This window comes from Allobosea sp. Root483D1, from assembly GCF_001429505.1.
In the GTDB taxonomy this organism is placed as follows: Bacteria; Pseudomonadota; Alphaproteobacteria; order Rhizobiales; family Beijerinckiaceae; genus Allobosea.
On the sequence record NZ_LMJW01000011.1, the window covers coordinates 178,144 to 189,344 of the forward strand.

An 11,201-nucleotide genomic window follows, 5' to 3' on the forward strand; every position below is an offset into this window, starting at 1 on the left:
GTCAGCCGGCCGCGTCCGGGGCGAGGTCGATGCGGGTGAAAGCCTCCGGCGGCGCGCCATTGGCCGCCATCAGGCGTCGCATCAGCGCCGCAAGCCGCGCCTCGGTGGCTGCGTCGTCCAGGGGCGCTTCCTGACCGGGGTCGACCTTGAGGTCGTAGATGCGCGTCTCGGATTCCAGCAGCCCTCCCGGGCCGTAATTATTGTACATCGGCGAGCGCTCAATCACCGGCACCTTCAGCAGGTTCGCGCCCTTGGTGAAGCCCAGCGGCGGCGAGATCGTCGCGCCTGCAAGCTCCTCCGGCGAGAACGGCGAGAAGATGTGCGTCGGCATCAGCGTGTACTGGTAGAGCTCCTGCTTCGACAGGTCCTCCGGGAAGCGGTGATAGGTGTAGTGGCCGTCGGCCACGTTCACCGCGCCGCCGAAATAGCCGAACAGCACGCCGTCGCGCAGCGCGGTGCCGTCGGCCATGCGGCAGAGCGACATGCCTTCGTTTTCGGCCGGCGGCGTGGCGCCGAACAGGTCGAGGAATGTCGGCGCGAGGTCGATCGACTGGGTCAGCGCCTGCGAGCGCGTGCCGGCGCGCTCCGGATGGCGGGGGTCGTGCAGGAAGAGCGGGATATGGGCGACCTCCTCATAGAGGTTCATCCGGTTCTTCGCCCAGAAATCATGCTCCCCGAGCAGGAAGCCATGGTCGGTGGTGACGACGAGCGCAGTGTCCTTCCACATGTCGTTGGCGTCGAACCGGTCGAGCAACTGGCCGAGCAGGTCGTCGCACATCGCCACGACGGCGTAGTAGTTGGCGCGGAGCTCCTCGCACTCCGCCGGCAGTTCGTCGACGCGGCCATAGCGCGGCCAATCACGGATCGGGCCGTTCCAGCCGGTGTCGAACGCTTCCTTGAAGCGGGCCGGGGCGGTGAAGGGCTCATGCGGATCGAAGGTCTCGATCTGCAGCAGCCAGTTGTCGGCGTCCTTGTTGCGCTCGAGGAAGTCGAAGCCCTCGGCGAAGCAGCGCACCGAGGGGAAATCCTCTTCCGCCTTGATGAACTCGCGGTTGATGATGTTCTGGCCGAAATAGCTGCGGCGGGCGTCGCTGAACTGGCGCGCATGATATTTCTCGCGCAGCCGTTCCCAATGCGGCTGGACCATCGCCTTCCAGCGATCGCCCTCCTGCCCGCGCACGAACTCGTAGGAATCGTAGCGGTTGTGATAGGTCGCCCCGCCATCCTCCCAATAATGGAAATGGTCGGTGATGAGGTGGCTGTAGGTCCCCGTCTCTCTGTGCAGGATCTCCGGGAAGGCATTGTCGAAGGGTTCGAGCGGGCCCCAGCTGCGGTGCAGGAAGGTCAGCCGCCCGGTCAGCATGTCGCGCCGCGCCGGCATGCAGGGCAGGCTGCCGACATAGTGCTGGTCGAAGCTGACCGACCGGCGCGCCAGCCTGTCGAAATTCGGCGTCGGCACGCGCTTGCCGCCATAGCAGCCGAGCATGTGGCGGTTCAGCGAATCGAAGAGGACAAATACGGCCTTCACATTGGTCTCCCGGCTCGGGCTCGCTGGCAGGGCTATTTTACGGCGCCCTGGGTGAGGCCTTTCACGATGTAGCGTTGGGCGAAGAGCATCACGATCAGGGCCGGCAGCATGGCAAGGCCCGCGCTGGCCGCCATCTGCGTGTACTGGATCTCGAATTCCTGGGCGAATTTGGCGATCGCGACAGGGACGGTCGCGGTCTGCTTCATCGTCAGTGCCAGCGACACCGCGAACTCATTCCAGGAGAAGACGAAGGTCAGGACCGAGGTGGCGGCGAGCCCCGGTGCGATGACCGGCAGCACGACGTTCCAAAGCAGGACCGGCGTGGTCGCGCCATCCATCAACGCGGCCTCTTCCAGTTCCTTCGGCACCTCGCGCACGAAGACGCTCATCAGCCAGATCGCCATCGGCAGGTTGAGGGTCGCATGTGCCAGGATCAGGCCGGTGAAGCTGTTCTCCAGGCCGACGGTGCGCAGCATGGTGAACCAGGCGCTGGCGAGCGCCACCGGCGGGATCATGTGGAAGATCAGCGTCCAGGCGAGGAAGACCTGCACGACCCAGCGACGCCAGCGCGTGCGGTTGAGCGAGAAGGCGGCGAGCGTCGCAGCGCTGACGCAAAGCAGGGTGCTCGCCACGCCGACGATGATCGAGTTGCGGTAGTTGACCAAGAATTCCGAGGTCTTGGAGAACAGCACCTCGTCGAAATTGAAGAGGACCGGCGAGAAGGTGACCTCGCCCATCAGCAGCGAGATCTGGGTGCGGAAGCCGGCGGCGACCGTCCAGATCACCGGGACCAGCACGATCGCCGCGCTGATGAGGAGCGCGGCGTGGGTTGGCCAGCCCGAGGAAGCGCCCGACCTGCCGCTCATGCCCGGCCCTCCGAGCGCCGGCGTGCCGACAGCGCCACGACGAGCAGCAGGCAGACCAGGAAGATCACCGTGACCGACATCGCCGAGCCGTAACCCGCCTTATCCTCGGTGAAGAAGCGCTGGTAGAGCGTGAAGCTGATGACCTCCGTCGCCGTGCCGGGTCCGCCCTTGGTCAGGAGATAGACCTCGTCGAAGACCTTGAAGGCGAGGACGAGACGGAAGGCGAAGGTGACGATGATCGTCGGCACCATCAGCGGCAAGGTGACGTAGAGCAGCTCCTGCCAGGCGCTGGCGCCGTCGATCTTGGTGGCCTCGTAGACGTCCTGCGGAAGGGATTCGAGCCCTGCCAGGAAGAGCAGGAAGCAGAACGGCGTCCAGTGCCAGATGTCGACCATGATGACCGAGAGCAGCGCGATCTGGCCATTGCCGAGCCAGTCGACCGGCCCCAGCCCGACGAGGCCGAGGACCTGGTTGGCCAGCCCGAAATCATAGTTGAGCATCAGCTTCCAGATCGCGCCGATGACGATGCCGGGGATCAGGATCGGCAGGATGAAGATGGTCCGGTAGAGAACGCGGGCGCGGCTGACCTTGCTGACCAAGAGCGCGAGCGCAAAACCGAGCAGCATCTGCCCGGTCACCGCGCCCAGCGCGAACAGGCCGGTGTTCCAGAGACCGGCCCCGAACAGGGTATCGCTGAACAAGGCGCGGTAATGGTCGAGCCCGGCCCAGCTGCGCACCGCCCGGCCCTCGGCCCAGGCGATGTTCTGGAAGCTGGTGAGGACGAGCCCGACGAGCGGGATGATGCTGAGCGCCAGCAGCAGCACCAAGGCAGGGGCAAGCGTGAGCCAGCGCCAGAGACGCTGGTCGGCATTCTCCACCTGTCGGTCGATGCGCTGCGCATCGACCTTTGCCGCGGCTCCCGCCATGCCCCGTTCCCCTTGTCGCCCGAACGTCACTTGAGCGGCTGGAGCCCGCCGGTCTTGTAGGAGTACTTCTCCATGATCTTGTGGATCTCGGCAGACATGCCGTTGAGGGCATCGACGCTGCTGATCTCGCCGGCCACGGCCCGGTTGAGCCCGATTTCGAGTACGGCGATGACGTCGTTGGCTTCGGGGAACTGGTAGATGTTGACTGCGTGCGGCAGCGCCTCGGCCAATGGCTTCATCCAGCGGTATTTGCGCTCTTCGGCGATCGGATCCTTGTAGACGGCGGCGTGGACCGGGATGCCGCCGGCCTTCGCCGTCTCCATCTGGGCGTCCTTGGTCTGGAACCAGCGCAGGAACTCGACCGCCGCGCGCTTGCGGTCATCAGGCACGTTGCGGGAAATGCCGGCGAGCCAGTGTCCCAGGCCCGGCGCTGTCGGCAGCCCCGGCTGCGAGGGCGGCGGCGCGAATTCGATCTTGTCGACGACGGCAGACTTGTTCGGATCGTCCATCTGCGACCAGGCGGCGATCACCATCATGATATGCGCGGCATGGCCGGTCACCATCGCCTGGATCACCTCGGCCTGGTCGGAGGCGGCCGTCTTGGGGTGACCGACGGTGCGCGCCAGCCGGATGTAGTAGTCGAGCGCTGCGCGTCCTTCCGGCGAGTTCAGCGTGACCGAGTAATCGCCGGCCGACTGGTCCTTGAAGATGCCGCCGCCGAAACCGTAGAGGTAGGGATAGAAGTCGTAGGCGACGGTATGGGGGCCGCGCGCGCCGCGCTGGACGATGCCGTACATGCCGGGCGGCTTGTGGAACTTGGCGGCGTTGGCCTCGAGTTCGGCGAAGGTCTTCGGCGCCGACAGCCCGGCCTGCTTGTAGAGGTCGCCGCGGTAGTAGAGCAGCGGGATCAGCGGCGAGACCGGCAGCGACATCAGCTTGCCGTCGGCGGTCACCGTCTTCTTCTGGGCGTTGTAGTAGATGGTGTCGCCGAGCGTATAGATTTCCGGATCGAGCTTGAAGCCCGGGTCGATGTCGGTGATCGCATCGAGGAACCCGCCGGCATACATCTCGGTGAACCAGCCCGAGTTCATGATCAGGATGTCGTACTGGCCCCGGGCCGAACGGACCGAATTGCGCTGCTTCTCCAGCGAACCGGCGAAGGGATTGACGTCGAGCTCGACCTTGTTTCCGGTCGCCGCCTCATAGGCCTCGACCGTGCGGCGGAAGCTGGCGAACCAGGGCGACTGGTTCACGACGATGGTGATCGGCGCCAGGCCCTTGGCGTAGAGCGGCCGGATGCCGCCGGTGCCCAAGGTGGCGCCGAGGCCTGCGGCTCCCATCCCCTTCAGGAGATCGCGTCGCGGCATGCGAAAGTCGAAGCTCATGTCATCCTCCCTGCGAAACCGTTCCACGCCATTCTGCCGTCAGCTTAACGGTGTTTCCTCATGCCCGCGCCGTCACCGGCAGAACACCGGGCTGGCCCAGGCCCACTGGCCGTTGGCCTGGCGCATGCGAGCATAGACCCAGTCCCCTGATCGCAGCGGTTCGAGAGCGATCTTGCCCTGCCATTGCCACTGATGCGGGCGGGGCAAAGGGAAGAGCCTGAAGGCCGGGCTGTCGATCGGGCCGAGATTGCCCGCCAGCGCCCCGTCCAGCAGGCGTGCCACTGTCGCCTCGAAACGCTGGCCGTCGGCGTCGAGCACGAGGCGGGCATCGCTGCCCAGCCGCACGCGCGCAGCGATCGCCTGCATAGCCGGCGTCATGTTGTTCGGGTTCGACGATGCGGTGATCGAAAAGGCGATCCGGTCGCCGTCGAGCGAGACCTCGTCCTCGTCCTGCCCGTCGGCGTCGCCTTCGAGCGGAGAGACGATTTCCGTGCCGCGCAGGCGCGGCTCGATCGAGAGGATCTCGCCGCCCTCGACCCGCAGCGATCCGGTCCAGCGGTGCTGCTTGCCGCGCGAGCCCCAGCCCAGCTCCAGGACGAGGATCGTCTCGAGCTCGGCGCTCTCTGCGCCGATCGGGGAGGCCTCCAGCTCCGGCATCACCCGCCGCACGAGCGCGCCGTTCCGGATGACGTCGATATAGTCGATATGTCCCGGCGCGACGGCTTCGAGGCTGAGATTGGAAGCCGCGCCCGCCTCGACCTCTCCGCCCGGCATCGCCCCGCCAAGGGTAAAGAACAGATGGGCGTTGTCGCCGGTCAGCGCGCCGGTGCGGCGCTGCATGATCGCGTCCCAGAGCGCGCCGCGATCATTGCTGCCGGCATAGACCACGGAGCGGCCATGCCCGTAGGAACCGGGATAGCCGCTATGGTGGTCAGTATTCCCCAGAAAGCCGAAGCGATGCCCAAGATCAAGGCCGTGCCGCACGGTCGAATGGCCGTCGCTCGGGCCCATCGAATGCAGGAAGGGCCGGTCCATCACCGAGGTCTCGGAGCAGCCATGCATGGAGACGATCTCCAGCACCGGCGACAGTTCCGGATCGAGGGAGGCCCAGTTGATGCCGCGCGCGCCGAGCCGGTAGCCGATATGGTGCGGGAAGGCGAAGGCGCCCGCACCGGCCTCTGCCCGCAGCATCGGCTTCAGCTCCGCCGGGCTGCCTGCCTTGAGGATCGGGCGCGGCGTCAGATCGCGGTAGACGATCGTGTAGTCGCCATGGGCGAAGGAATGGATCTCGTAGCCGGGGAAGACCGTGAAGCGGCCGGGCTCGTCGGCTGCGGCGAGCGTGGCGAAGTGCCCTGGCCACAGCGTTTCCAGCCGGGCGAAGCCCTTGACGTGGAAGTCGACGATATGGGCGACGCTGGCATCGTCGACCGGCATGTCGGGCCAGTAGGCATGGCCGGTCACCGAGACGAAATCGAGCTGCCGGCGCGCCCGCTTCAGGGCCTGTTCGAGGCTGCCATGCCCGTAGGAGATGCCGCAATGATTGTGCAGGTCGCCGTAAAAAGGTCGGACCCCCGTCTTTGAGGCCAGGGGTGACAGCCTTTCCGGGAGACGCTCGCCAAGCATGCCGTTTCCACCCGCGGTTTTTTCTTATCGGGGGCTCACGCTAGCGCGGGTCAATATATATTGCAATGTACCTTTGACGTGATGCCGTCAGGGGTGCTTTGGCCTCGCGGTGCTGCCCCGCGTGACCTGGTCGCAATGCAGGTAGACGATCTGCGGCGACAGCGTCGGCTGCTCGATCCGGCGTCGGATCGTCTCAACCAGTTTCTCGGCCGCCTTCCGCTGCGAGCTGCCGGCGATGGTCATGACGCCGAGATGCTCGCTCGGGACGTCGCGATGGCCGAGCACCACCACACTCAGATCCTCCGGCCAGTCGATCCCGAGCCGCTGCAGGCCCTGGGTGATGCCCAATGTGTCGGAGATGCCAAGCGTCAGCAGTGCCGTGAACGGCAGCCTTCCATCCTCGGAGAGGAGCGGCGCCAGCGTCTCGGCGACGGCGTCGAGCACGCTGTGGCTGGGATGTTGAACGCGTTCCAGAACGATGGGCGGATGGAAGCTGAAGCGGCCCCGCTCGATCGCCGCATGGCGGCCAAAGGCGCGGCGCGCCGCCAGGATCGGCTGGGCCATGGTGTTGATCGAGACCAGGCCGAAGGAGTGGTGTCCGAGATCGACGAGCTGGCGCAGCGCCATTTCCAGCGCGTCCTCCCAATCCGTGCCGATGCGGTCGATGTCGACGCCGGCGACGGTATGGCCGTCGACGACCAGCGCCTTGGTCTTCTGCTGCAGCAGGTGGAGCAGGCGGATGGGGATGCTCTCGTAATGCGACTGCAGCACGACCGCGTCGAAATCCGGGAGGGAACTGAGGATCTCGAGCAGGTGCTCGGTATGGTGATAGGAGATCTGCACCACCTTGGCGTCCTGCCGCGACATCTCCTCGACGATGTAGTTCTGCACGAGCGCGCAGCGCTCGTTCATGCTGGCGTTCGACAGGATGAGGAGGCTGTCGAGCCCGGTCCTGCGGCTGCTCCCGCCGGCCTGCATCGCGCCGCCGCGGGTGACATAGGTGCCGCGCCCGACCTGCGAGACGAGCAGACCCTCGGCCTTCAGATGATCGAGTGCCTCCTGAACGGTCGCCTGGCTGACCTGATGCTTCTTCATCAGGTCCCGCACGGTGGGCAGGCGCGCTCCATCGTCGAGCCGCTCGATCATCTCGTGGAGCGTCCTCAGGACGATGTTCGCCGAGCCGTTGCGCATGGGTTCCTCTCGACAGCCTCCCGATGCGACACCGCCGACGTGCCTTGGCCGCATACAATCGCCACCAGCGTGCCGCAACCGGAGATACCGACTTCGACTCGCGGATCGGCATTATATGCCCTGAAATACAAATTGCACTTTACAATTTGTCCTCTTGCATTAGCCTGACCTCAGGGCCGGCTCCAAGACCGGGGGAGGAACGCCGATGACCTGCGCCGGCAATGTCTCGATGTGCGAGCCGGACGCGACGCCGCAGGCGGGCCGCCCGGCCCGACCGCCCTTCATCCACATCGGCGCCGTTCACAAGGCCTTCGCGGCGCGCCAGGGCGGCGAGCTCACAGTCCTCGACAGCATCGACCTCGACATCGCCGAGAACGAGTTCGTCTCCCTGATCGGCCGCAGCGGCTGCGGCAAGACCACGCTCCTCAACATCATCGCCGGCCTCGACGCAGCGACCTCCGGCCGGATCGCGATCGGCGATCGGCCGGTTACGGGTCCCGGCCAGGGGCAGGGCGTCGTCTTCCAGCAGCATGCGCTGTTCCCGTGGCTCACGGCTCTCGGCAATGTCTCCTTCGGTTTCCGCAAGGCCGGCCTGTCGCGCGAGGACCGTCGCGAGCGCAGTCTCGAACTGCTGCGCCTTGTCGGGCTGGAGGCGGCGGCGAACAAATATCCGCGCGAAATGTCGGGTGGCATGCAGCAGCGCATCTCGATCGCCCGCGCGTTGGCGCTCGATCCGCAGATCCTGCTGATGGACGAGCCCTTCGGCGCCCTCGACGAATTGACCCGCATCGAGTTGCAGCAGGAGTTGCTGCGCATCTGGCAGGCGCGGCGCAAGACCGTCGTCTTCGTCACCCACTCGATCGACGAAGCCCTGATGCTGTCGGACCGTGTCGTCCTGCTCGCGCCCAATCCCGGCCGGATTAAGCGGATCTTCGAGGTGCCGATGCCGCGGCCCCGTTCGCGCACCGAGCGGGCCTTCAATGCGCTCTACGACGAAATCTGGAGCGAGCTGTCGTCATGAGCGCCCGGCTCGCCCGCGCCGCCAGCTCGCTCGTGGTCATCGCCGTGCTGCTCGCGGCCTGGGAGCTCGCCGTCGGCTATGGCCTGCTCAAGGCCTATCAGTTCCCGCCGCCGAGCAAGATTGCCCGCGGCTTCGTCGAATTGTCGCTGACCGGCTTCCCGACCGGCGTCTCGCTCTGGACCCATACCGGCGTGACGATCTGGCGCGTGCTGCAAGGCTATGTCGCGGCCATCCTGCTCGCCGTGCCGCTCGGCCTGCTGATCGGCGCCTTGCCGGTGCTCGACAAGCTGAGCGCCCCGCTCATCGTGTTCTGCCGCTCGGTCGCGACGCTGAGCCTGCTGCCGCTGGTCATCGTCTGGTTCGGCGCAGGCGAGCTGACCAAGGTCGTGCTGATCGGCTATGGCTGCTTCTGGACCATGCTGTCCAACGTGATCGCCGGCGTCCGCTATGTCGATCCCGTGCTGGTGAGGGCGGCGCGCTCTTTCGGCCTGCAGGGCCCGGAACTCTATCGCGAGGTCGTGCTGCCGGCGGCGCTGCCGCGCATCTTCGCCGGGGCCCGCATGGCGCTCGGCGTCGGCTTCATGGTCATCGTCGGCGCCGAGATGATCGGCACGATCCAGGGCCTGGGCGCCCTGATCATGGAGGCGCGCACCTTCTATCGCAGCGAGATCACCATCGTCGGCATGCTGGTGATCGGCCTGCTCGGCTTCCTTATCTCCAGCGGGCTCGCCGGGCTCGAGCGGCTGCTCATGCCCTGGGCGGGCAATCTCGATCAGGTGCGGCGATGAGCGCGAGCACCCTTCGCAGCAACGATCTTACGCTCGGCGTCATCGGCACGCTGGCGGTGATCGGATTCTGGGAAGCGGCGGTGCGCACGGGCCTGATCGACCCTTCGGTTTTCCCGAGCCCGTCGCTCGCCATCGCCGCGGCAGCCGAGCGCCTGACGGCGCGGCAGCTCGGCGAGAACCTGTCCTGGAGCCTGGCCCGGGTCTTCTCCGGCTTTGTCCTCGGGGCGCTTGCCGGTGTGGTGGTCGGGGTCCTCGCCGGCTGGTACCGCCGCTTCGGCCTGGTGGTGAGCCCGCTCGTCGAGCTGCTGCGGCCAATCCCGCCGCTCGCCTGGATTCCGCTCGCCATCATCTGGTTCGGCCTCGGCGAGCCCTCCAAGTTCTTCATCATCTTCCTCGGGGCCTTCTTCCCGGTCGTCACCGCCGCCTATCAGGGCATGCGCGGCGTCGATCCGATGCTGCTGCGCGCCGGCCAGACCATGGGCCTCTCGGGCGTGCCGCTGCTGCTGCGCGTCGCGATCCCAGCGGCTGCGCCCGATCTCGCGACGGGCCTGCGCATCGGCTGGGGCCTGAGCTTCGGTGTGCTCGTTGCCGCCGAGCTGATCGCAGCCGACAGGGGGCTCGGCTACATGATCATCGCCGAGCGCAATGCCGGCGGCTCGGTCGGCGTCATCATCGTCGGCATCCTGTTGATCGGCGCCCTCAATCTCCTGACCGACGCGGCCATCGGCGTGGCGATCCGGCATTGGGTCGGCCGCTGGCACGGCATCTAGAGGCGACTATCCAAAACCAAAAAGGGGAGGTTCGAATGAAGGCATTTCCTGGGTATTTGCGGACCGCGGCGTTCGCCGGGCTGCTGACGCTGGCCGGTCTGCTGCCGGCGGCGGCGCAGAAGATCGAGACCGACAAACTGTCGATCAGCATCGGGCCGGACCTGCCCTTCCTCGTCCATATCGTCGCAAAGGAGAAGGGCTGGTTCACCGAGGCCGGCTTCAAGACTGTCGAGTTCAAGACCTTCGCATCGGGCAATCTCGCCGGCGAAGCGCTTCTCGCGGACCAGATCCAGCTCTGGACGCCCGGCAACCTGCCGCCGGTCTCGATGGCGCATAACGGCGTGCCCGTGGTCATCCTCGGCACCAACGCCGTCAGCCACGGCCTGGAGAAGATCGTCGTCCGCAAGGATGCCGGCGTCGAGAACCCGGAAGACCTCTACAAGGTCAAGCTCGGCCTGCAGGTGAGCTCGACCTCCGGCGCGCTGCTCGACAACGTCGCCAAGCGCTACGGCCTGGAGGCGAGCAAGATCAAGACCGTCAACCTCGCCCCGCCGGAAGCGTTGGCGGCCATGGCCAGCAACGAGATCCAGGGCATGGTGTTCTGGGAGCCGTTCCCGTACCGCGCTGTCAAGGAACAGGGCGCCAAGATCGTCCACAGCGGCACGACCAGCTATTTCGCCAAGAACAGGGGCGAGGCCGCGCCGGTCTCCAACAACCGGACGATCTGGGTCGCCTCGCAGGACTGGGTGCGCAAGAACCCGAATGCGGCGAACGCCCTGGTCAAGGTGCTGCTCAAGGCGCAGGCCTATGTCGCCGATCCCGCCAACAAGGCGGAGGTGATCAAGATCTTCTCCGAGGTCCAGAAGCAGCCCGTCGAGATGAACGAAGCGCTGCTGGCGGACTACAGCTTCGGTGCGAAGGTGGACCAGGCCTATGTCGACGACATGGCGGCGATCGTCGGCTTCCTGAAGGCGACGAACCGCATCCCGGGCCAGCCCATGGACGTGCTGACCTATACCTATACGGCCCCGCTGAAGGCGGTAGACCCGGCTCTGGTCGCAATCGAGGGCCGATGGAAGCCCTGATCGCCCCGCTCACCACGT

Annotated in this window: 10 protein-coding genes; 4 read left to right on the plus strand and 6 right to left on the minus strand. The window is 66.3% G+C overall.

Going from position 1 to position 11,201, the window contains the following annotated elements:
- Window position 1: 1 nt before the first annotated feature.
- The 6 genes from ASE66_RS10675 to ASE66_RS10700 form a co-directional block, all read right to left on the minus strand.
- Window positions 2-1,528 carry a sulfatase gene (locus ASE66_RS10675; protein ID WP_057189598.1) on the minus strand — a complete coding sequence of 509 codons (1,527 nt, stop codon included), beginning with the start codon at window positions 1,526-1,528 and terminating at the stop codon, window positions 2-4.
- Between the two features lie 32 nt (window positions 1,529-1,560).
- Window positions 1,561-2,394, minus strand: coding sequence for a carbohydrate ABC transporter permease (locus tag ASE66_RS10680; RefSeq protein ID WP_057189599.1), 834 nt, complete (start codon window positions 2,392-2,394; stop codon window positions 1,561-1,563).
- Window positions 2,391-3,320: a carbohydrate ABC transporter permease gene (locus tag ASE66_RS10685; protein WP_082613344.1), complete on the minus strand. Its 930-nt coding sequence runs from the start codon at window positions 3,318-3,320 to the stop codon at window positions 2,391-2,393. The genes ASE66_RS10680 and ASE66_RS10685 overlap by 4 nt, the downstream gene beginning before the upstream one ends.
- A 26-nt stretch (window positions 3,321-3,346) precedes the next feature.
- On the minus strand, window positions 3,347-4,705 hold the full coding sequence (locus tag ASE66_RS10690; RefSeq protein WP_057189600.1) for an extracellular solute-binding protein: 1,359 nt from the start codon (window positions 4,703-4,705) through the stop codon (window positions 3,347-3,349).
- 72 nt (window positions 4,706-4,777) lie between these two features.
- Entirely contained in the window at window positions 4,778-6,328 is a 1,551-nt protein-coding gene (locus ASE66_RS10695; protein WP_057189601.1) for a hypothetical protein, read from the minus strand.
- A gap of 87 nt (window positions 6,329-6,415) precedes the next feature.
- Entirely contained in the window at window positions 6,416-7,519 is a 1,104-nt protein-coding gene (locus tag ASE66_RS10700; protein WP_057189602.1) for a GntR family transcriptional regulator, read from the minus strand.
- 205 nt (window positions 7,520-7,724) lie between these two features.
- Here ASE66_RS10700 and ASE66_RS10705 point away from each other — a divergent pair, with 205 nt between their 5' ends.
- The 4 genes from ASE66_RS10705 to ASE66_RS10720 are packed head-to-tail and all read left to right on the plus strand — an operon-like array spanning window position 7,725 to window position 11,183.
- Window positions 7,725-8,540, plus strand: coding sequence for an ABC transporter ATP-binding protein (locus ASE66_RS10705; protein ID WP_156412100.1), 816 nt, complete (start codon window positions 7,725-7,727; stop codon window positions 8,538-8,540).
- Window positions 8,537-9,328, plus strand: a complete 792-nt coding sequence (locus ASE66_RS10710) for an ABC transporter permease (RefSeq protein WP_057189603.1) — start codon at window positions 8,537-8,539, stop codon at window positions 9,326-9,328. The genes ASE66_RS10705 and ASE66_RS10710 overlap by 4 nt, the downstream gene beginning before the upstream one ends.
- Window positions 9,325-10,098 (plus strand): ABC transporter permease, encoded by a 774-nt coding sequence (locus ASE66_RS10715; protein WP_057189604.1) that lies wholly within the window; start codon window positions 9,325-9,327, stop codon window positions 10,096-10,098. The genes ASE66_RS10710 and ASE66_RS10715 overlap by 4 nt, the downstream gene beginning before the upstream one ends.
- A 35-nt stretch (window positions 10,099-10,133) precedes the next feature.
- Window positions 10,134-11,183, plus strand: coding sequence for an ABC transporter substrate-binding protein (locus ASE66_RS10720; RefSeq protein ID WP_057189605.1), 1,050 nt, complete (start codon window positions 10,134-10,136; stop codon window positions 11,181-11,183).
- The last annotated feature ends 18 nt before the right edge of the window (window positions 11,184-11,201 follow it).

What these genes read in the sequence shown, in the direction of transcription:
- ASE66_RS10680 (WP_057189599.1), bottom strand. Translation starts at nt 2,394, where the DNA reads ATGAGCGGCAGGTCGGGCGCTTCCTCGGGCTGGCCAACCCACGCCGCG.
- ASE66_RS10685 (WP_082613344.1), bottom strand. Translation starts at nt 3,320, where the DNA reads ATGGCGGGAGCCGCGGCAAAGGTCGATGCGCAGCGCATCGACCGACAG.
- ASE66_RS10690 (WP_057189600.1), bottom strand. Translation starts at nt 4,705, where the DNA reads ATGAGCTTCGACTTTCGCATGCCGCGACGCGATCTCCTGAAGGGGATG.
- ASE66_RS10695 (WP_057189601.1), bottom strand. Translation starts at nt 6,328, where the DNA reads ATGCTTGGCGAGCGTCTCCCGGAAAGGCTGTCACCCCTGGCCTCAAAG.
- ASE66_RS10700 (WP_057189602.1), bottom strand. Translation starts at nt 7,519, where the DNA reads ATGCGCAACGGCTCGGCGAACATCGTCCTGAGGACGCTCCACGAGATG.
- ASE66_RS10705 (WP_156412100.1), top strand. Translation starts at nt 7,725, where the DNA reads ATGACCTGCGCCGGCAATGTCTCGATGTGCGAGCCGGACGCGACGCCG.
- ASE66_RS10710 (WP_057189603.1), top strand. Translation starts at nt 8,537, where the DNA reads ATGAGCGCCCGGCTCGCCCGCGCCGCCAGCTCGCTCGTGGTCATCGCC.
- ASE66_RS10715 (WP_057189604.1), top strand. Translation starts at nt 9,325, where the DNA reads ATGAGCGCGAGCACCCTTCGCAGCAACGATCTTACGCTCGGCGTCATC.
- ASE66_RS10720 (WP_057189605.1), top strand. Translation starts at nt 10,134, where the DNA reads ATGAAGGCATTTCCTGGGTATTTGCGGACCGCGGCGTTCGCCGGGCTG.